16 protein-coding genes are annotated in these 20,150 nt (G+C 63.5%); 6 read left to right on the top strand and 10 right to left on the bottom strand.

Annotated features, from left to right (window positions below):
* Positions 1–30: 30 nt before the first annotated feature.
* The 3 genes from hisS (at position 31) to Pla111_RS07885 (ending at position 2,401) form a co-directional block, all read left to right on the top strand.
* On the top strand, positions 31–1,374 hold the full coding sequence (gene hisS / locus Pla111_RS07875; RefSeq protein ID WP_146573100.1) for a histidine--tRNA ligase: 1,344 nt from the start codon (positions 31–33) through the stop codon (positions 1,372–1,374).
* A gap of 81 nt (positions 1,375–1,455) precedes the next feature.
* The gene (locus Pla111_RS07880) at positions 1,456–1,986 is read left to right on the top strand and encodes an HYExAFE family protein (RefSeq protein WP_146573102.1); all 531 of its coding nucleotides are present in this window, start codon (positions 1,456–1,458) and stop codon (positions 1,984–1,986) included.
* 235 nt (positions 1,987–2,221) lie between these two features.
* Complete coding sequence (locus tag Pla111_RS07885; RefSeq protein ID WP_146573103.1) at positions 2,222–2,401, top strand: hypothetical protein; 180 nt, start codon at positions 2,222–2,224, stop codon at positions 2,399–2,401.
* A gap of 26 nt (positions 2,402–2,427) precedes the next feature.
* On the opposite strand, the gene Pla111_RS07890 is transcribed toward Pla111_RS07885, so the two are convergent.
* Positions 2,428–3,651, bottom strand: a complete 1,224-nt coding sequence (locus Pla111_RS07890) for a DegT/DnrJ/EryC1/StrS family aminotransferase (protein ID WP_146573105.1) — start codon at positions 3,649–3,651, stop codon at positions 2,428–2,430.
* Positions 3,652–4,014: 363 nt separating this feature from the next.
* Here Pla111_RS07890 and Pla111_RS07895 point away from each other — a divergent pair, with 363 nt between their 5' ends.
* A complete protein-coding gene (locus Pla111_RS07895) occupies positions 4,015–4,737 on the top strand; it encodes a peroxiredoxin-like family protein (RefSeq protein ID WP_146573107.1) in 723 nt (240 codons plus the stop codon).
* 169 nt (positions 4,738–4,906) lie between these two features.
* On the top strand, positions 4,907–5,428 hold the full coding sequence (locus Pla111_RS07900; protein ID WP_231930824.1) for a DUF1579 domain-containing protein: 522 nt from the start codon (positions 4,907–4,909) through the stop codon (positions 5,426–5,428).
* A gap of 104 nt (positions 5,429–5,532) precedes the next feature.
* Here Pla111_RS07900 and Pla111_RS07905 read toward each other — a convergent pair whose 3' ends face one another.
* Both Pla111_RS07905 and Pla111_RS07910 read right to left on the bottom strand, forming a co-directional pair.
* A complete protein-coding gene (locus Pla111_RS07905; RefSeq protein ID WP_146573111.1) occupies positions 5,533–6,255 on the bottom strand; it encodes a hypothetical protein in 723 nt (240 codons plus the stop codon).
* A gap of 511 nt (positions 6,256–6,766) precedes the next feature.
* Entirely contained in the window at positions 6,767–9,808 is a 3,042-nt protein-coding gene (locus Pla111_RS07910; RefSeq protein ID WP_231930910.1) for a vitamin B12-dependent ribonucleotide reductase, read from the bottom strand.
* Positions 9,809–10,482: 674 nt separating this feature from the next.
* On the opposite strand from Pla111_RS07910, the gene Pla111_RS07915 reads away from it, so the two are divergent.
* Positions 10,483–11,214, top strand: coding sequence for a class I SAM-dependent methyltransferase (locus tag Pla111_RS07915; protein WP_146573115.1), 732 nt, complete (start codon positions 10,483–10,485; stop codon positions 11,212–11,214).
* A gap of 187 nt (positions 11,215–11,401) precedes the next feature.
* Here Pla111_RS07915 and rplU read toward each other — a convergent pair whose 3' ends face one another.
* The 7 genes from rplU to Pla111_RS07950 form a co-directional block, all read right to left on the bottom strand.
* Positions 11,402–11,713, bottom strand: coding sequence for a 50S ribosomal protein L21 (rplU, locus tag Pla111_RS07920; RefSeq protein WP_146573116.1), 312 nt, complete (start codon positions 11,711–11,713; stop codon positions 11,402–11,404).
* 150 nt (positions 11,714–11,863) lie between these two features.
* Positions 11,864–13,642: an Rne/Rng family ribonuclease gene (locus Pla111_RS07925; protein ID WP_146573118.1), complete on the bottom strand. Its 1,779-nt coding sequence runs from the start codon at positions 13,640–13,642 to the stop codon at positions 11,864–11,866.
* Between the two features lie 272 nt (positions 13,643–13,914).
* On the bottom strand, positions 13,915–15,657 hold the full coding sequence (ptsP, locus tag Pla111_RS07930) for a phosphoenolpyruvate--protein phosphotransferase (RefSeq protein WP_146573120.1): 1,743 nt from the start codon (positions 15,655–15,657) through the stop codon (positions 13,915–13,917).
* Positions 15,658–16,234: 577 nt separating this feature from the next.
* A complete protein-coding gene (locus Pla111_RS07935) occupies positions 16,235–16,579 on the bottom strand; it encodes an HPr family phosphocarrier protein (protein WP_197524860.1) in 345 nt (114 codons plus the stop codon).
* A 53-nt stretch (positions 16,580–16,632) separates the two neighbouring features.
* Complete coding sequence (locus tag Pla111_RS07940; protein WP_146573124.1) at positions 16,633–17,109, bottom strand: PTS sugar transporter subunit IIA; 477 nt, start codon at positions 17,107–17,109, stop codon at positions 16,633–16,635.
* Positions 17,110–17,179: 70 nt separating this feature from the next.
* Positions 17,180–17,521, bottom strand: a complete 342-nt coding sequence (gene hpf / locus Pla111_RS07945; protein ID WP_146573126.1) for a ribosome hibernation-promoting factor, HPF/YfiA family — start codon at positions 17,519–17,521, stop codon at positions 17,180–17,182.
* Positions 17,522–17,694: 173 nt separating this feature from the next.
* A complete protein-coding gene (locus tag Pla111_RS07950; protein ID WP_146573128.1) occupies positions 17,695–19,959 on the bottom strand; it encodes a hypothetical protein in 2,265 nt (754 codons plus the stop codon).
* Between the last annotated feature and the right edge of the window lie 191 nt (positions 19,960–20,150).

Genomic DNA, 20,150 nt, shown 5'->3' on the forward strand with positions numbered 1-20,150 from the left:
GTCTTTCTTCCTAACCCCCTCCGGAAACCGTTGAGCAAACAAGACCGCATCACGCCGCGCACGCTCAAGGGCTTCCGCGATTACCCGCCCGAGCTCGCGCTGCCACGCGAGCGGATCATCGAAACGGCGCGGCACGTCTATCGCTCGTTCGGCTACGCGCCGATCGATACGCCCGCACTGGAGTACTTGGAGATCCTCACCGGCAAGGGCTCCGAAGAGACCGACAAGCAGCTCTATCGCTTCACCGACCACGGCAGTCGTGAAGTCGGCATGCGGTTTGACCTCACCGTGCCGCTGGCGCGATTCGCCGCGCAGTACGCTCAGCAGCTTGGTCTGCCGTTCAAGCGCTACCACATCGCCAGCGTGTGGCGGGGCGAGAACCCCCAAAAAGGGCGCTACCGCGAGTTCATGCAGGCCGACTTTGATACGGTCGGTTCGACCGGCGTCGCGTCCGACATCGAGACCGTCGTCGTGCTGCACACGCTGCTGCGCGCTTGCGGGTTCGAGCGGTTTGCGATTCGCATCAACCATCGGGGCGTGCTCGATGGCGTGCTGGATAAGGCGGGCCTCGCTGGCCGCTCGGCACCCGTGCTTCGCGCGCTGGATAAGCTCGCCAAGATCGGCCCCGAGAAGGTCGCCGAAGATCTCAAGCAAACTGCCGAGGCGTCGGCCACACAGATCGACGCCGTGCTTCAGTTCGCTTCACTCACGGGAGAGAATGCCACGCTGCTCGCCGAGATCCAGCGGCTGGTCGCTGGCAACGCGACGGGAGAAGCCGGTCTGGAGCGGCTACGGGAGACACTCACCGGGGTGGCTGCCAGTCAAATCGATCCGGGCGGCGAGGCGGCGGTGCGGATCGATCCTGCTATCGCCCGTGGGCTCGATTACTACACCGGCTTGGTACTCGAAACACTGCTGACCGACCTGCCGGGCATCGGCAGCGTCGCCAGCGGCGGACGCTACGACAATCTCGCCGGTCTCTACACGAGCCAATCACTGCCCGGCATCGGCGCATCGCTCGGCGTGGATCGCTTGCTGGCCGCGATGGAAGAACTCGGCCAGACCGGCGCGGCACGAACTCCGGCCGACGTGCTGATCGTGTACTTTGCCGAAGATCGCCTCGCCGACTATCTCCGCTTATCGGCGACGCTCCGCGCCCAGGGAATCGCGACCGAGCTCTATCCCGAGCCCAAAAAGCTCGCCAAGCAGCTCCAGTACGCCGACAAACGCGGCTTCCGGGTCGCGCTAATCGCGGGACCAGATGAGCTCGCGCGGGACGAATGTCAATTAAAACACCTCGCGACCAGTGAAGCGATCAGCACCCCGTTGGCCGACGTGGTGACAACCGTGCGTCGCTTGCTCGACAGCATCTAATTGCCCATCGCGGGGTTGGTCAGAGTCCAATCGAGGTAAAACCAAGCCCTGACGACCGCATACGACAGCCCCTGCCGCGCGATGGCCAAGCGACACAACCACTACGAGGCCGCGTTCGAGGCCTATCTGCGCGCCGAGCGGATCGCCTACGTCGCCGTCAACGAGCAGCGCCGCGCGCTCGCCCCCCACGGGTCGCTCAAGAGCGTTGATTTTCTCATCTCAACCGATCAACCAGCCGGTTCGGGATGGCTCGTGGACGTCAAAGGTCGGCAGTTCCCGTCCGGACACCGCTCGCCCCAGTACTGGCGCAACTGGACCACGCGCGACGAACTGGATTCGCTCCGCCAATGGTCCGACCGCTTCGGGGATCGCTTCGAGGGCGTGCTGCTGTTCGCGTATGAGCTGGTGGCCGATCGCGCGCCGGTTTCGCCCGAGCGCGTGTTCTATCACGCGGACCGCCCCTACGCCTTTGTGGGCGTGCGGGCCGCCGACTACGCCGCCGCCGCGCGACCGCTCTCGGCCAAGTGGGACACGGTCTCGGTCCCCGTCGCCCGTTTCCGCCAGCTCGCGGCACCGGCCGACGAGCTCCTCGCCGACTCGCTGCTGATCTAACTAGCGCTGCCGTTCGGCCCCAGTTTTTCCCGGAGGGGGGTGGCTTAGCCGGTTGCGGCCCGAATTAGCTCCGTACGGAACTAGGACCGTACGGGGGACCTCGGGATCACCTGTCCGGCGAGTTGGCGTACGCCCGAGTGGTGGCTACTCTAAAGGGATCGCTTCGAGTCAATCACCGAGACCCGCTCTCGTTCACTCCGCCTCTTCCCGTCACACGCCTTCGCGGCGATTCGGCATGCTGACTATCGCCACGAGCTTGTTCGCCCACGCCCTGCCCCTCGCGCAAGCCGCTACGGGACCGCGCGGCTACACCTGGTCCTGGGCAATCATCCTGCCGTGCGTCTTGCTGGGCCTGATGGTCGCGCTGCGGCCCGCCAAGCGAACCTACGACGTCAAGAAGCCGAAAGTGGACTAGTCCGCTCAGGTTGTGTCGGCCCGACTTTACGCGGCCAAGCGGCGCGGCAACGACTGGGCAGCGGCGAAGCCATGCAGCGCCTCGATCACGCGCGACTGCTCGTCGTACGCCAGCTCGGGGAACACCGGCAGCGAGAGCACCTCTTCGGCGGCTCGCTCCGTGTGGGGCAGATCCCCCGGCCGGTAACCCAACTCGGCAAAGCAAGCCTGCTGGTGCAACGGGATCGGGTAGTAGATGGCCGAGCCAATCTTCCGCTCGGCGAGCCACTCCTGGAGCGCGCCGCGACGGCCCTCTTGCACACGTACGGTGTACTGATTCCAAACGCTTGGGCAGCCGGCCGCCTCGACCGGCGTAACGAGCGCCTCCGCGGCCGGACCGGCGGCAAGTTCGTGCTGGTAGCGTTGCGCGTGGCGAGTGCGCGCGGCGGCGTAATCCGCCAAGTGACGGAGCTTCACCACCAACGCCGCCGCCTGCACGGTGTCGAGCCGGCTGTTCAGACCCACAAAGTGGTGATGGTAGCGCGGACGTTGTCCGTGGTCGCAAAGCACCCGCACCCGATCGGCGAGTTCGCCGTCGTTGGTGGTCACCAATCCGCCATCGCCCAGCCCGCCCAGGTTCTTGGTCGGATAGAAGCTGAAGCAGCCGAACCGCCCCATCGAGCCCACCGGCTTGCCAGCGTAACTGGCACCAATCGCTTGGGCCGCGTCCTCGATGATCGGCAGTCCGTGCGCCGCGGCGATCCCCTCCAGCGACGCCATATCAGCCGCCTGGCCGAACAGGTGGACGGGCATGATCGCTTTGGTGGCCGGCGTGATGCGTCGCGCGACGTCGGCCGGATCGATATTGAACGTGTCGGGCAGGATATCGGCGAAGACGGGCGTCGCCCCCAATCGCGACACGCAGCCGGCCGTCGCAAAGAACGTGAAGCTCGGCAGGATCACCTCGTCGCCCGGTCCAATGCCCAGCGCCATCAGCGCCACCAGGATGGCGTCGGTGCCCGACGCACAGCCAATGGCGTGGTCGGCTTGGCAGAGCTCAGCGATCTGCGTTTCAAGTTCCTGCACGGCGGGGCCTTTCAGGAAGGCTCCCGAATCAACCACCGCGGCGATCGCGGCGACGATTTCGTCGCGGATCGGGTGATTCTGACGGTTCACATCCAGCAGCGGCACAGGGGCTGCGGCGGCGGTGAACGAAACGGCTTCGGGGCTGGTCGACGTGGCGCGCAGGACTTCCTTGCCAGGCGTATTCATCGGGAATTCTCCCTGTTCTGGAACGTAACGTTCACTGCGGAGGGGGCCCGGTAGACGTCCTTGTCGCCGGGCGAGCGGGCGGAGATTAGGCGTCCTCCCGCAAAGGGTCAACGCCACGCCTCGGCCGTTTAACTCACGATCGGCCCGAAACCGGGCTCGACGTGAGCCCGACGCCGACGACGTGACCGTTTGCCACGCCCGCAAAGTGCTAGCAGTCGCTGTGTCATGGCAAGGGGCTTCACGCTGCCGCGCTGCCAGCGGCAGCTCGGTCCTGAACCCCGCTCGGCCTGATCGCGTAGGCTGGTGGAAGACCCGACCCCGCTCCGCGACAAACGTCCTTCCTCAGCCCCGGTCCTCCCCGCCATGATCCGCTCGTTTCTCGCTCTGGTGCCGCTCTTTGCCACCTGCTGTGCTTCATCGCTAGCAGCCGAGCCGGCCGCACCGCCGTCGCTCCGCACCCAACTCGAGGAGCTGTCCGCCGGCTTCGCCGATAAAGCGCCGCCGGCGATGCGTGAAGCCTTCGCACAGGGGATCGCCGACGTGCGTGCCCTGGGCCTCGAGGCATCGGCCAAGCAAGTCGGCGACCGCGCTCCGGACGGCGTCTTGTTGAACGCCGTTGAAGTTCCGGTGGAGTTCTCATCGCTCTGGGCTGACGGCCCCGTGGTGGTCTCGTTCTACCGGGGCGGCTGGTGCCCCTACTGCAATCTGCAGCTCAGAGCCCTCCAGGCGTCGCTGGAGAGCATCGAGGGCGCAGGTGCCAAGCTGGTCGCCATCACGCCCGAACAGCCGCAGAAGGCGCAAGAGACCGCCAGCAAGAACTCGCTGGCCTTCCAGGTGCTTTCCGACAAAGACAATCAGCTCGCCAAGGCGTTGGGCATCGCCTTCACCCTGCCGGAAGCCATTCGGCCGATCTATCGCGAGCGCATCGGACTGGCCGCCTATAACGGCAACGACGACGACGAACTTCCTCTGGCCGCGACCTTCATCATTGATCGTACGGGCGAGATCCGCTGGGTCTACCTTGAGTCCGACTACAAGCAGCGCGCCGAGCCCGCCGACATCGTCGCCGCGGTCGAAGCCCTCTAGCGAGCCTGTCGTGCTCTTGAAGTGTTGTCGCCCTGTCGCCCGGATCGCTACCTTGGTAAGCGATGTGCCAGCCGTTCACTTTTTTCCGTAGGACTCCACGATGGTTAGCCGCTTGTTCTGTCCACTGCGTTCTCCCTGCCCTCGCTCCTCCGCAATCGGCTTGATCGCGATGGCGACAGCCTTCAGCGCAGCCCCGGCAACGCTCGCCCAGTCGCCGCCGCAACCAACGCAAGAGCACCGCGAACTCGCCAAGGAAGCCGGCGTGTGGGACGCCCGCATGAAGATCTATGTGGCTCCCGAGGTCCCTCCCTTGGAAAGCGAGGCCACCGAAACCTGCACCATGCTGGGGCCGTTCTGGCTGGTCAGCGTTTTCGAGGGCAGCATGGCGGGCACCCCCTTCACGGGCCACGGTCAGACAACTTTCGACCCGCGTGCGGGCGAGTGGGTCTCGACCTGGATCGATTCACTCGCGCCGACCCTGATGACCAGCCGCGGCACTTACGACCCCGCCACGCGCACCGCGACCTATCAGGGCGACACGGTCGATTGGATGACCGGCCAACCGAAGCAAGTGAAAATGACGCTCACCTACACAGATGACGACCACAAAGAATTCCGCATGCACGAACGTCCCGCCGCCGGTGCCGCGGACTGGGCCAAGATGCTGGAGATCAGCTACACGCGGCGCTAACCGCCGAGGACATTCGTCACGCAAACATCCCCTAAAAATAGCGAAGCCGCCGTGGAGACAAGCTCCACGGCGGCTTCCGTTTTTTTCAGCTAACGCCGATCAGCTCAGCCAAGGCGGCTGCGGAGCGCAACCGTCGAAGCGAACGTCGTGCCGAGCAGAACCAACAAGGCCGAACCCGGCTCGGGGATCACGGTGCCTTCGACCGTGATGTTGTCGAAGCGGTTGTTGCCGGTCGCGCTGGTGGCACCGTCCAGGGTGATCTTGAAGAACACCGACGAGGCACCCTCTACGGCGGCGATCGCCGAAAGGTCGTACGACTCGGTGACAAAGCTGCTGCCCAGCGTACCCAGATCCGTATCGAACAGCGAGTAAGTCACGCCGTCGGTCGAGTACGAGAAGGCACGGCTGGCAAAGCCGGTCGAGGTGCCACGCTGAGCCCACGAGACGAGGATGTCCTCGTAACCAACGGTGCTGACCTCGAGCACAATGCTCATGCCGTTGTTCGAGTACACGCCGCCACCCAGGTCGTTACCCCCCTGGGGCGAGAGCGAGCCGCCCGAAGCGATCGTCGGTTGAGCGTTGACGGTCGAACCGGAAAAGCTCTGAATGGTCGTGTAGGCACCACTCGCAGCGGTGGTGTCAAAATCGATCAGGGTCAGCGCGCCGGCACCCTGGTCGGCGGCCTGCGGGAAGTCGGTCGTTTCGAAACCGAAACCGCCAGCGGGCAAGCTGTTCGAGTTCTGATCCCAGTAGGCGATCAGAGCGGCATTGGCCGACGAGGCGGCCACGAGCACCATAGCGGCGCTCAGAAGGTTGAGGATACGCATCTTCATTAGCTCTCAAAACAAAGGTGGGGCAACGACGCTCACGCCGTCGCGGGGATCAAGGGAGAACGTTCTCTGTTGCAGGGAGACCAACGCGAGGAAGATTGCGTCGGTCCGGAGGGGAAACAGGCTTCGCACGAGTCAGAAGGGCCTTCGCGGGCGGGTCCAGAACCCGGTCGGCACCAACTGGTCGGCACCCTCAAAGCCTATTCAAAATCCCCCTTTCCGCAAGGATTACCAGCGATTTTAACCCATTCTAAACGGGTTTCTCACAAAACGGACCCCGCTCGGGCCTGTTTCTGCCGCTCAACAAGGCACCGGCTGCGCAAGACAACGGCACCGCCCCCCGACATGGGGGGGAGCGGTGCCGTGCGAAAGTAAAACGCTGCCGGCGGGCTTCGATGCCCTAAGCGTCCTGCGACCGGCAGCATGATTGAGATTTCAAGTCGGCGACGATCCTATCAGAAACTCGTCTGGTGTGATCGCCCCCCTGTTGATGTCGAACAACGTTCGCTCAGCTGCAGCCCATGCTCTGGCCGCAGTTGTGGCACAGGTAGCAGTTGCCGTTGCGGACCGTGATCGCGCCGCAGCCGTCACACGCCGGTGCGTCGGCCTGGAAGCCGGCGAACTGACTGTTGCGATTGCCTTCGCCCAACACGGCACCCGCCCGCTCGAGCAGGTTATCGGTTGCCGCCGCTGCGGCGTGGCTACCGGCTGAACCGTTCAGCCGAGCCGTGCCGTTGGCGTGCGCCGTGCCATTGGACGACACGGTGGGGGGCAGCGTTGCGGAGCCGTTGGCGTCATGCCCCGCGACCGCGTGCCCGCCGGCCATCGTGGCGGCGGGCTTGGTCATGCCGGGTTCATCGGCCGGTGGTGCGGCAGACCCCGTCGGTGCCGACGCTCCCGCGTCGAGCGACCGCCCTTGCGACGCCTCCTTGTAGCCCGGCAGGAACGTGATCCCCAGCCAGCGGAAGATGTAGTCGATCAGGCTCTTGGCGATCCGGATGTCCGGGTTCTTGGTGTGCCCCTGCGGCTCGAACCGCATGTGGCTGAACTTGCGGACATAGTCCTCCAGCGGCACGCCGTACTGGAGGCTCATCGAGACGCTCGTGCCGAAGGCGTCCATCAGGCCGCCGATGGTGCTCCCCTCTTTGGCCATGGTGATGAACAGCTCGCCCGGGCGGCCGTCGGGGTACAGGCCCACGGTGATGTAGCCCTCGTGCCCGGCGACGCTGAACTTGTGCGTCTTCGAGTCGCGGGTGTCGGGCAGTCGTTCGCGGCGGGGTTTGGCGGCAACCGCCTCGGCCTCGCCCTTCTTGCTGTCCAGCTTGGTGTTGAGCGGCTGGCTGTCCTTCGAGCCGTCGCGATAGATGGCCAACGCCTTCAGACCGAGCTTCCAGCCGTCGTAGTACGCCTGCGCGATCTCGGCGGGAGTGGTATCGCGCGGCATGTTGACCGTCTTGCTGATCGCTCCGGAAAGGAACGGCTGCGCCGCGGCCATCATCGTCACATGGGCACGCCAGGGGATGCTGCGCGTGCCGCCGGCCGGCGTGAACGCACAGTCAAACACGCCCAGGTGCTCGGGCCGCAGATCGGCGGCACCTTCGATCGTGTCCTCGCGATCGATGTGCGCGAGGATCGATTCGATCTCGCTCGCGTTGTAACCGAGCTTCACCAGCGCCTGCGTCACCGATTGGTTGACGATCTTCAGCATGCCGCCGCCGGCGAGCTGCTTGTACTTCACGAGCGCGATGTCCGGCTCGATGCCGGTCGTGTCGCAGTCCATCATGAAGCTGATCGTGCCGGTCGGTGCCAGGACGGTCGCCTGGGCGTTGCGGAAGCCGTGCGCCTGGCCGGCCACGACAACACGGTCCCACACCTGCTGGGCCGCACGGCTCAGGTCGGCCGGGCAACGCTCGTCGATCGCCGCGACGGCATCGCGGTGCATCTGCATCACGCGGTTCATCGGCTCGGCGTTCTCGGCGTAACCGTCAAAGGGACCCACCGCCTCGGCCAGCTCGGCACTGGTGAGGTTCGCCACGCCGTGCATGACCGCCGTGATGGCCCCGCACACACCGCGGCCTTCCTCCGAATCGTAGGGCAGACCGCTGGTCATCAGCACGCTGCCCAGGTTCGAGTAGCCCAGACCCAGCGGGCGGAAGCGGTGGCTGTTGGCCGCGATGTCCGCCGTGGGGTAGCTGGCGTGATCGACGAGGATCTCTTGCGCGATGAAGTACAGCCGGCAAGCCGCGCTGTAACGCTCATGATCGAACGTGCCCGCGACACCCGCCGCGTCGTCCTGTTTGCGGACGAACTTCATCAGGTTGATGCTCGCCAGGTTGCACGCCGTGTTGTCGAGGAACATGTACTCGCTGCACGGGTTCGACGCGTTGATCCGGCCGCTATTGGGGCACGTGTGCCAGCGGTTGATCGTGGTGTCGTACTGCACGCCCGGATCGCCACAGTGCCACGCACAGTCGGCCATCCGGCTCATCACCTCGCGCGCCTTGTAGGTCGGCCCGGGGATGGTGTTGTCGGTCACCCAGCGGGTCGTCCAGTCCTGATCCTTCTCATAGGCCGCCATGAAGTCGTCCGTCAAACGGACCGACAGGTTGGCGTTCTGGAACATGACCGAGCTGTACGCTTCGCCGTTGAAGTTCGACTCGTACTTGCCGCTGGCGATCAGCGTCTGGGCCTTCTGCTCTTCGCGCCACTTGCACTCGATGAACTCCATTACGTCCGGGTGCCAGACCTTGATCGACTGCATCTTGGCAGCCCGGCGTGTCTTGCCGCCTGACTTCACTACCGCCGCGATCTGATCGTAGACCCGCATGAACGACAGCGGGCCGCTCGGTACGCCGCCGCCCGAGAGCTTCTCGCGCTTGCTGCGGAGCGTTGAGAGGTCGGTCCCCGTTCCCGAACCAAACTTGAAGAGCATCGCTTCGCTGGTCGCGAGGCGCATGATCTCTTCCATGTTGTCACCCACGCTCTGGATGAAGCACGCCGAGCCTTGGGGATACTCGTACGGGTTCTCAGGCTGGTTCACCTGCTGCGACATCGGGTCCCAGCGCCAGTTGCACTTGGTGCCGGTCACGCCGTACTGGTTGAACAGGCCGACGTTGAACCACACGGGCGAGTTGAACGCGCCGTGCTGATGCAGGCACAGCCACGACAGGTCGCGGTAGAAACGCTCGCCGTCTTCAACCGAGGCGAAGTACCCGTCTTGCAAGCCCCAGTCGGCAATGGTGCGCGTGACCCGATGCACCAGTTGGCGCACGCTGTACTCACGCTCGGGCGTGCCGACTTCGCCGTAGAAGTACTTGCTGCAAATGACATTGGTCGCGAGCTGCGTCCAGAACGTCGGCACCTCGCAGTTGGTCTGCTCGAAGAGCACCCCGCCGTTCTCGTCCTTGATCTGCGAGGTCCGGACCTCCCAATCGACCGTATCGAACGGGTCCGCGACGTGCTCCGGGCAGAAGGTGGCGTCCACCTTCAGGCGACCATGAAAAAGCTTCTCCGCGCCGGGGGCGGCAGCGGAACCAGGGGTCTGAGACATCGCATAGCCAGCGTCAACGGTCGCCATAGCTACCTCCTGTAGGGGGCTTAAAAGATCGGGCATCCTTGTCCAGTATGCCTAATGTACATAAGTACATCAAGCCAGCAGCGTCTCCATCGGCACGCCGTGCCGGTTGGCTGCACTCGCTCTCTTCGTCTCGTCTCACTCATTGGGGCGGAGCGGCCGCAGCCGCGAGTTACCACCATATGTTGGCCCTATCGGGCCACTCTCCCGCAAAACGGGAGCGAAACGTCGCGCTAGGCCCAATATATTGTGGTCGATGCCCACCGAACCACAACACTTGGGCTGTCCGAGCGGCAAATCATACGCGCCCACAGTCCCGCGTCAACGCGATTCGTGGTAGGACCTAACTTGCTAGCACACAATAGGTTGTGGCATTTGCCGCCAAGCCATCAGCGCTACGATGAAGGATCCGTTAAGGTCGCAAGGTATTACACACGAACACTTTACGGAAATCCGACCCGTTCCTACCACCACCGATCGCCCCGAGCGCTTTTTTGAAGACTCTGCCTCGCTCCACGGCAGTTCGGGTAAGCCACGCAAACGGCGCAGCGCAGACACCCCGATACCCAGGGTTCCCGAGCTCCGTTTTGCCGGAGCCCTCGCCCGGATTCGCTACCGAACCTCGCTGTACCGGGAGTGGTCCGTTGGGTATGACCGCAATCGCTTATCGCTGGAATCGGACCGACGCGGCGACGGCCTACGACGCCGCCGCCCCGCACATCCATCCGCATTATCACGTGGTTCAAGCCGCGGTGCTGTCGGCTCTGCCGCGCACCGTGCGTGAGGTCGTTGATCTGGGCGGGGGCTCGGGCCGACTGGCCGAACAGATCCTGGAGGAGTTTCCCGCCGCGCGCGTGACGATCGTCGATCCGTCCGAGCCATTCTTGGCCCTGGCCGAAGAGCGGCTCGAGCGGTTCGCTGGGCGCTTCCAAACGGTTCCGCAGTCAGCGCAGGGCGAATGGCGCTCGGACACACCGACCCCCGACGCGATTGTCAGCACCTCGGCCTTACACCACCTGGACAGCAGCGAGAAGAACGCCGTCTTCGCTGCCTGCCGGGCAGCGCTCGAACCAGGCGGCGTGTTCATCAACGGCGATGAGTATCGCCCTCCCTCCGACGCGGCCTATCGGGCCGATCTCGAGGCCTGGGGCGCGCACATGAACGCGGCTCTGGCGCTGGGAGCGATCCCCCCTTCGTTCGGGGCGACCATCAAGAGCTGGCACGAACGCAACCTGGAAGACTTCGGCGGCCCCCGCACAAGCGGTGACGACTGCCACGAGACGATCGAAGAACAGATCGCTCGGCTCTACGGAGCGGGCTTCCACTCGGCCGAAGCCATTTGGAAGGAGTCGCTGTGGGGCGTAGTGATGGCCCAGCGGTAAACGAGTGGCCCAGAAACCAGCCGCACTAACGGCTCGGGGAGATAACGAGCACGGGGCAGCGGGCCACTGCATAACGCAGTCGCAGTCGCACACCGCTCGAAAAGTGGTGGCTCGAATCGCCAAGCTGGCAGCAACAAGGCGAGCCTCGCCCCCCCTCGCTGAGGTGGGCTAATCAGCCCGCCCTGAGCTAGCCGCCGATCTTGCCGATCTTCACGCGGGTGAACTTCTTGCGGTGGCCTGTGTGGCGACGGCTGTTCTTCCGGCGACGCAGCTTGACGACCTCGATCTTGGGCCCTTGGGCCAGACCAAGCACCTCGGCCGAAACGCTCGCGCCCGCGACTGTCGGGGCCCCAAACTTCAGATCGGCACCCGACCCGATGGCCAGCACCTGGTCGAATTTGAGCGTGTCGCCGGGGTTGGCTTCACGGTAATCGAGGGCCAGTTCTTGGCCTTCGACGACTTTATACTGACGGCCGCCGTCAACGATGATTGCGTACATGTCGCAGAAACCTTAATCGAATCGAATTTCGCTCGGGGAGCCCCGTATCGTAGCGTCCGCGGGGCGGGTCGTCGAGGCCCTGCTTTTGCAGATTAACCCCCCGCCGGCGGGGGGTGCTCTGGAGCCGGGGCTCGGCCTTCAGTCGCTGTTCTAAGCACCCAGCCGCAGCTCGTTTCCGGCCGCGTCGGCGTACGAAATCCGCAGCAATTCGGGCGTGGCCGACTCGCTGCCGATCACGATCACCTCCACACCGGCCTCTTCTTCAAGCTTGGCAATCTCGCGCCGCTTGCGGTTGTTCAGGTAGATCGCCACCTGCTCTTCCACCGTCACCGTGATCGTCGCGACACGCTCGTGGTAAGCCGCCTCGGGCAGCTTGCGGAGTGCCTCGATGGCCATGCTCTCAGCGGACTTCACCAAGCCCGCCCCCTGGCACGAGGGACACTCACGGTACACGCTCCGCTTGAGGCTCGGACGGATCCGCTGCCGAGTCATCTCGATCAAGCCAAAGGGACTGGTGCGCAAGATCTTGGTACGGGCGCGATCGCGACGCACAGCGTCCTTGAGCGTCTTCTCCAGGTTGCGCCGATGCTTCTCCTTGCGCATGTCGATGAAGTCATTAACGATCACACCGCCCAGGTCGCGGAGACGCAACTGACGCGCAATCTCTTTGGCGGCGATCAAATTGAGCTGATACGCCGACTCCTCCGCACCGCCGCTCGTGCGGAAGCTGCCGCTGTTGACGTCGATCGCCACCAGGGCCTCGGTCTGATCGATCACCAGCGACCCGCCCCGCTTGAGCGGCACCTTGCGTTCGTTGATTCGCTGAATCTCTTCATCGAGCCGGTGCTTATTAAACAGCGGCTCTTTTCCCTCGTACAGATGTAGCCGATTGACGTAGCGCGGCATGACCACCTGCAGAAACTCGCGGGCTCGTTCGTAAGCCTTGGGCTCATCGATGTGGATCGTATCGATCTCGCTCGAAAAGATGTCGCGGATCGTCCGGATGACGATATCGCTTTCTTCGTACAGGTCGCCCGGGCCTTCCTGCTTCTTCATCCTGCGGACGATCATCTTCCATAGCCGCAGCAGATACGCCAGGTCGCGTGACAGGTCGCGCTTCGTGCGATCGGTGCCGGCGGTGCGGACAATAAATCCCAAGCCCTTCGGCGGGTCGAGTTCGCGGAGGATGCCTCGCAACCGCTTGCGCGCGTCGTCGTCTTCGATCTTCCGCGATACGCCAATCCGTCCGAGCGCCGGCATGAGCACCAGGTAACGGCCTGGAATGCTGATGTAGGTCGAGAGCGTCGGACCCTTTGTGCCGATGCCCTCTTTGATGACCTGCACCACGACCTCGTCTCCCTTGCGAAAGATCTCTTCGATCGGAGGCTTCACACGCGGACGAACGCCCGGGCGCATCTTGCGTTGTTTACGCCGCTTGGTCGCGACGGCGTTAATCGCGTCGTCATCGTCAGAGGAATCGTCCGCTTCGGCGTCGTCCTCTCCGTCGAAATCTTCGTCGTCTTCATCCTCGTCATCGAAGTCGCATGCCTCGGACATCCCCGGCGGCGAGCCGGCGCTCCAGTTGCTCGCACCAGAGGCTTCTTCGGAAGCGCCGGAGGGGTTGTCGTCATCGAGCGGTGTCTGCGTGCCATCCGACTCAATCGGCCGCGCGGGATCGAAACCCGCTTGGCGAAAGTACTGCGCTTCGACATCGCTGATATGCAAGAAGCCGTTGCGACCCACGCCGAAATCCACGAAAGCGGCCTGGATGCTCGGCTCGATGTTGACGATCCGGCCTTTGTAAATGTTGCCGACGTAGTTGTCTTGACTGGAACGCTCGATGTAGAGCTCCTCTAGCACACCGTCTTCAACGATCGCGATGCGGCACTCTTCGGCCTGCGACACGTTGATCAGCATCTCGGTTTTCATAAAGTTGTCTCGCGTTATGAGAGGTAAAACCCCGGCTCGGAAACGAGCGAACGGTCAGCGACGCAGGACGGTGCGGGCGGGCGTCTTTCCGAAGAAAGAGGCCCGCGCTAGGTTCGCGCGTCGGATGCGTGGTCGATCGGGGCTTGTGGTGATTCTTGTCGCGGCTTGGTTCTTGTGTTGACTTGGTTCTTGTGTTGACTTGGTTCTTGTGTTGGCTTGGAGAGGAGGTCCGTAAATTGGTGTTAGCCGCGCGCTGGGGGCGGCTTGGGGAGTCATATCGGTTGGTCGGGCAAGAGCCGCTGCAGCTCTTCCCGCAGGTAGGTCTTCACGTCGCGTGCGCTCTCGAGTTCGAGGGCACGCTGCGCAACGGACTGACAGTGTTCAAATGTTGTCGAGCGGCACACGCGCTTTACTTCCAGCGCCGCTGCGGGGGTAACGGACAGCGTCCGCAGACCAAGGCCAATCAGCAACATCGTATAGAGCGGCGCACCGCTCATCTGGCCACACATGCTGATCGGTTTGTCCGCGGCGTCGGCGGCATCGATTGCCATCTTTACCAGCCGCAGCACCGACGGGTCGGCGCTGGTGTAGAGCGCTGCGACGTCCTTGTTGCTGCGATCAACCGCCAACGCATACTGAACGAGGTCGTTCGTACCGATGCTGAAGAAGTCGACCTCCTCAACAAACCGATCCATCATCACAACGGCCGAAGGAACCTCGACCATCATGCCGACCTTGATCTCACGATCGAAGGCGATGCCGCGTTCTTCGAGATCTTCCATCGCGTCGGCCAAAACCATCCGTGCCCGCCGAAGTTCGAGCACATTGCTGATCAGCGGGAACATGATCCGCACGTCGCCGTGTACGCTCGCGCGCAAGATGGCCCGCAGCTGCGTGCGGAACAGATCCACGTGCTTCAGCGCTAGGCGGATACTCCGCAAGCCGAGGAACGGATTGTTCTCATCCTCTGGCTGAGGGATCATGGAGAGCTTGTCGGCCCCCAGGTCCAGCGTCCGCATCACCACCGGCCGACCGCCCATCGCGATGGTCACTTCGCGGTAAGCCTCGTAGTGCTCTTCTTCGGTGGGTATATCGGTCCGTGTCAGGTACAGGAACTCGGTCCGGTACAGTCCGACCCCTTCCAGACCGCGATCGAGACACAAAGCCGCTTCGCTCGGAAACTCGATGTTACCTAGCAACGAAATGCGGTAGCCTTCGCGCGTCTCGCACGGCAGATCTTTCAGTGTCGAGAGCCTTGCCATGAGGCTCAGCTGCTCGTCGACCTCGTGCCGATAACGGGCCAGGGTCTCTTCGTTGGGGCGTAGGATCACTACGCCTTCGTCGCCATCGATGATGACGGTTTCTCCACCGGACACGTCCGACAGGAACGAGCCGGCACCCACCACCGCCGGAATCCCCAGCCCCTCGGCAACGATTGCCGTGTGGCTGCCGGGACCACCGATCTCGGTCACAAAGCCACGCACAAACTCGGGCTTCATGCTCGCGGTCTCACTCGGCGTGAGCGAGCGGGCCAACACAAGCACCGGACTTGTCACGTGGGCCAGTTCCTCGCGGCGTTCGCCGAGCAGACGCTTCAGCAGACGCTTCTCGATATCAAAAATATCGCTGGCCCGCTCGGCCAGGTGCGGCCCTTCGAGCGACTGAAACACCTTGGCGTAACGCCGCAGCACGCGACTGACCGCGTACTCGGCTGAATAGTGCCGCTCGCGGATGGAGGCCTCGAGCTCCTCGCGGAGCCGCGGGTCATTCACCATCTGGATATGTGCGGAAAAGATCGCTCCGTAGTCGTCGCCCAGCCGCTCAGCAATCCGCTGGCGATTGACCTCGATCTCATCGACCGTGTCCTGGATGGCCTGAGCCAACCGCTCCAGCTCAACCTCAACCCCATCGCGCGAAACAAAGCGACGGGGGATGCGGAATCCCTCGTTGTCGAGAACGAGCGCTTCGCCGATCGCCACACCGGGCGAGACAGCGATACCTTGGAGGCGGAGCATCTGGCCCTTTCGGGCACCGGCATGGTGTCGTTCCGCTTCAGCAATCGAAAAGTAAGAGAAGGCCGTCAAACGGGCCAAGCATCGCATGGAGTTTTTTAACCCCGAACGCTTAGCCAATTCACAAGCAGCTCGGAGGCGAAGTCGGGCCCGTCGAGTTGCTGACCCGTCACTGGGACGGCCTAGGGACTCTCCTATCGAAATGCTGAGGGGCGGATTTCGGCAGCACAGGGCGCTCTAGGCGGCGGCTCGGTTCCTGGCTTTGCCAGCTGGCGTCCTGTCGACACCAAGCAAAAAAAGGAAGGGAAAGCATCGGCCGCTTCGGCGCTCAACCGGCGCTACTCTTGGGGTGAATGTCTTGTCGGTTTCATCGGCGTCAACGCGTCGCTTGGGGCGTCGAGTCTGCCCGGTGGCTAGGCTCGACGTGTGCCAGTCGGCGCATTGACATTTGCTTGCTAGGGGTCGGTCGATGTGGCCCATGACGCACGCGCGCGCTGGCCCCATCGCCCTGCCCTCAACGGTCTGCGCTCAACGCTCTGCTGTTGATCGCGTCAGAAGAAGGCACGCAGACCCTGTTGGCCTAGCCCTTCTCCGACGGATCGCTCGACGGAGCGCTGGTCGTTTGGTTGCTCGAAGCGTTACCGACCGCTACGCGCCCGGCTTCCGCATCGAAATCGCTCTGGATCAACTCGGCGAGTGTCGCGACCGCTTGGTCTGCGTCTTCGCCAACCGCTTCTATCTTGATCTCGACCCCCTGTTGAGCGCCCAGCGTGAGCACATTCAAGATGCTCTTGGCGTCAACGCACAGTGTCCCATTGGCAAGGGTTACCTCGCTGCTGAAGCGCATCGCCGTCCGGGCTACTAGCTCCGCGGGGCGGGCGTGTAGGCCTTCGGCATGACGCACTTCCACGCAACGCGTCGCCACGCTGGGGGGTCTCCTTCTAACGCTGGGGTCGATCGGTGTTTGTGGGTTCGGATTTAGGACGTGTACTGGTTGCGGTCCGACTCTTCGAGCAATTCCCAGATGTCCTCGGACGCGTAGCTCTGCTTCAGGAACCGACAGAACTGGTCGTCGCGGAGCTGGCGCGAAACGTTCTCGAGTGCCCGCAGGTGGTCGCCGGGGCGATCGGGAGGGGAAACCAGCAAGAACAACAGGTGCACCGGATCGCCATCAAGGCTGGCAAAGTCGACGCCGCCTTGGCTGACGCCGACGGCACCACACAACTTCTCTACCGAAGCGTGCTTGGTGTGCGGAACGGCCACACCGCGGCCGATGCCGGTACTGCCCAGCTCCTCGCGCTGCAGGACCGCGGCTACCACGTCGTTGAACGTCTCCGCTTTGATCTCACCGGCATCGACGAGCGACTGAACGAGCTCACGGACCACCGCGGGCTTATCGGTCGCCGCGAGCTTGGGGCAGATCGCTTTTTTACAAACGAAATCGGCAAACTTCATCGCGACTTGCTTAGGGGAAAGGAATGGCTGCGTGGATGGGAAAGATTGGCAACCTCGCCAACAGCGAGGATCACTCGTCGGGCTGCTCGGTTGGCAGCCGCTTGACCTCGGGGTCGCGGTGCTTCTCGATAGTCCGCTCTTTGTACTTGCGGAGCTGCTGCTCCATCTTGTGAACCACCTGCTCGACCGCCGTCAGCAGATTGTCAGATTGAACGTGAGAAACAAAATCGTGCTTGTGCTCGGACGATACCAAAAGCTCGACCTGCGGCTTACTGGCGTCCTGCAAATCAACGATCAACTCAATCGAGCTGAGCCGCTCGAAGTGGCGGGGAAGCTTCTCGGTCTTTGCGAGAATCCGCTCTTGCGTCTCCTCAGACAAGTGGCCGTGCCGCATCGTCAGGTTGGTCTGCACCGTCGAGTTGCTTTCCGAGCTAGGGTTTTTCGGAGCCGACGGGGATCTGATCGGGGAAAGTCACTGACGACTCACTCCCTCCGCCCGCCTGCTGGGTAAGCCGGTCAAGATAACGCGGTTGCGGCAAGAACGGAACACGCCTCGTCGTGGCCCGCCCCAAGGAAGGACGCGGGCTAAGGGGCATCGGGGTCATCTCCCACGAAGTTCAGACGCCCTTTACCGAGTCGGTTTTTCAGGTTTTTAGCGCGGGTTCGGAGCTTCTTGGACGTCTCTCGATACGGATCCAGCCGATCGCTCTGATCGATCTCAATCAGCTCGTGCAGGTTGAGTGCGGCTAGCCGCAGAACCGCGGCCGGGGCCGTGCTGGTGTCGTCTTCGAGCCAGGTGAGGAGCTGATCAACGGCCCCCACCTCGCGCTCGTCCTGCGTCAATCCGACCTGCTGCGGGCTGTAGCCACGCAACAAGGACACCACATCGTCGGCCCGCCGCTCGCCGTGTTTGTCCACCAGCGCGCGACGAATGGCGCTAGCCAGTTCAGGGCTACGGCTCGCGGCGTCACGCAGATGGGTAACTATCTCGCCGATGACGACCTCGTTTGAGTTGTCTTCGTCGAGCATCGCTACGATCTCATCGACTTGGCCAAGGCTCAGAGCCGCGACCGCTCCGAGCCGACGCACCTCTGGCAAGTAGTCTTCGTTGATCGCGATCCGCGCCAGTTCAACGCGCAGGGGCCGTTGCTGCGGCATCAGTGACTCCAGGTCACGCGAAGCGCGTTCCACCGAGATCGATTGCCCGACCGGCTCGATCCAGCCCGGATCGGTGCTCGCGTCAGTCAGCTGATCCAAGTCACCCGAAGCGGTGAATTTCCACGATCGGGGACGATCGGCCCGCACGGTGGTCAGCGGGGTCGTCCAAACCACGCCGCTCTGTGGAGCCCACGCGCTGATGCTCGCCGTCGGAGAAGCCGCCAGCACATCGAAGCCCGGTGTGTAAGGTCGTAACACTTCCACAGCAAGCCGCGCGTTCGGCGCAAGCTCGACCCGACCGATAATCCCCGCCACGTCTAATTCGACGACGGCGGACTTCTCGCCGTTGCCGTCAAAAACCAGTCGGCCGTACTCGACGCCTACGCGTGGGAGTCTCGCGTCCTCGCGGCCCTGATCAAAAGCGACACGCGTGTCATCGATAAGCTTCAGCATCACCCCGTTGGCAAGCTTGAAACGCGCTCGATACGAAGGCAAGCACTCCACCACCGAGCCGGGCACCAGCGCGGCATCAGCCGTCAATCGTAGCCAGCTGCCATTTTTGTCCCGCACAACCGCAACACTCGTCTCGGGGCCCAGAAAGTCGCCAATTTTCTTGAGCGGTTCGGGCTTGTTGCTGCTTTCGGCACGAGCGACGGGGTCGCGTTCCACGGGGTCGCGTTCTACGGGAGCGATGTCCGTCACGGGCTTGGGTTGGCCCAGCTCGACGGGTGGCACGATCGGGCCCGGTGTAGGCTCCGACTGCGGAGGGTTCTCCGGTTGCGGGTTGGTCTCGGGCTGCGAGATCGGGTCGGGCACGTCGGAGGCCGACGGCGTGTCTTCCGCTTCGTCGACCTGCGGTGGTTGTTCTTTCGGGGCCGGCTCGGGAGCCGTTATCGCCGTCGCATTGTCGATGTCGGTCTGTTCTTGTGTGCCGGAGAGATTGGCTTCTCCCTCGCCGGGGTCCGATGAATCGTCGTTGCCAGCAGGCTGAGGGGGCGTCGGCACATCAACGATGCCCGGCTGCGAGAGGCCTTCTTGCTTGGCGATCTCCGGCGCTGGCGTGAGAAACACGACCGCCAGTCCGCCGAGAACCGTTGCCGCCACCGCGCCGACGATCAATGGCAAGCGATCTCCCCAACTCGGTCGCAGATAATCGGGCACCTCAGCGGGAGGCTGCTCTCGAACCACGCCGGCCGGCGCAAGCGTGCCGTTGGCAACCGCGGTCGCTGTCTCGGGGTGCGCCGGCTCGATGCGGAGTCGGCCGTCACCGGCTGCGGTGGCGGGACCCGCAGCGATTGCCCGCCGGACCCGATCCTCGATCCGCTCACGGTCCGCAGGGCTCACCTTGGCAGGATCGTCCAGCATCTGCTTGAGCACGTGATGGCACGCAGAAACCTCAGCCAACATGGTGTCGGATTCCAAGCAGATCCGCTCGAATTCTGCCACGCTTTCGGGCGGTAAAGCATTTTCGAGATACTCGGCTACCGTGTTGGGATCGTCTGCCGCGCCGGTTCCCAGAACACTCGGCGCGGGCAAACGCACTCGGTGCGAAGCATCCCGCAAACGCTGCACCAGCTCGCGGGCAAAATCACTCGCCTCGATCTGTTGCCGAAGCTCTTCGCGCTGCGTGACGGTCAGGTCCGAGACCTCGTCCAGGTAGGCGAGCAGCGTACGGAGCGTTAAGCGAATCATGGTTTAACCGTGAAAAGGCGGGAGCAGCCGAGCAACCACAGGGATGAGGTGAGACGCGGATTCGATCCGTGTTGTTTTTCGAGGCGGGGCGTAAGGACACTGAATTCCGTATTCTCCCGCTACTTCTATTAGTGGCACTCGAGCCGCGAATCCGTGCAGGGGAATCGCAAGAAGGGGCAAAAAAGCCCGCG

Origin of the sequence: Botrimarina hoheduenensis (assembly GCF_007859815.1) — a bacterium.
In the GTDB taxonomy this organism is placed as follows: Bacteria; Planctomycetota; Planctomycetia; order Pirellulales; family Lacipirellulaceae; genus Botrimarina; species Botrimarina hoheduenensis.

What these genes read in the sequence shown, in the direction of transcription:
- Pla111_RS07895 (WP_146573107.1), top strand. Translation starts at nt 4,015, where the DNA reads ATGATCCGCTCGTTTCTCGCTCTGGTGCCGCTCTTTGCCACCTGCTGT.
- Pla111_RS07915 (WP_146573115.1), top strand. Translation starts at nt 10,483, where the DNA reads ATGACCGCAATCGCTTATCGCTGGAATCGGACCGACGCGGCGACGGCC.
- Pla111_RS07950 (WP_146573128.1), bottom strand. Translation starts at nt 19,959, where the DNA reads ATGATTCGCTTAACGCTCCGTACGCTGCTCGCCTACCTGGACGAGGTC.
- Pla111_RS07900 (WP_231930824.1), top strand. Translation starts at nt 4,907, where the DNA reads ATGGCGACAGCCTTCAGCGCAGCCCCGGCAACGCTCGCCCAGTCGCCG.
- Pla111_RS07910 (WP_231930910.1), bottom strand. Translation starts at nt 9,808, where the DNA reads ATGTCTCAGACCCCTGGTTCCGCTGCCGCCCCCGGCGCGGAGAAGCTT.
- Pla111_RS07885 (WP_146573103.1), top strand. Translation starts at nt 2,222, where the DNA reads ATGCTGACTATCGCCACGAGCTTGTTCGCCCACGCCCTGCCCCTCGCG.
- Pla111_RS07905 (WP_146573111.1), bottom strand. Translation starts at nt 6,255, where the DNA reads ATGCGTATCCTCAACCTTCTGAGCGCCGCTATGGTGCTCGTGGCCGCC.
- rplU (WP_146573116.1), bottom strand. Translation starts at nt 11,713, where the DNA reads ATGTACGCAATCATCGTTGACGGCGGCCGTCAGTATAAAGTCGTCGAA.
- Pla111_RS07880 (WP_146573102.1), top strand. Translation starts at nt 1,456, where the DNA reads ATGGCCAAGCGACACAACCACTACGAGGCCGCGTTCGAGGCCTATCTG.
- ptsP (WP_146573120.1), bottom strand. Translation starts at nt 15,657, where the DNA reads ATGCTCCGCCTCCAAGGTATCGCTGTCTCGCCCGGTGTGGCGATCGGC.
- Pla111_RS07925 (WP_146573118.1), bottom strand. Translation starts at nt 13,642, where the DNA reads ATGAAAACCGAGATGCTGATCAACGTGTCGCAGGCCGAAGAGTGCCGC.
- Pla111_RS07940 (WP_146573124.1), bottom strand. Translation starts at nt 17,109, where the DNA reads ATGAAGTTTGCCGATTTCGTTTGTAAAAAAGCGATCTGCCCCAAGCTC.
- Pla111_RS07890 (WP_146573105.1), bottom strand. Translation starts at nt 3,651, where the DNA reads ATGAATACGCCTGGCAAGGAAGTCCTGCGCGCCACGTCGACCAGCCCC.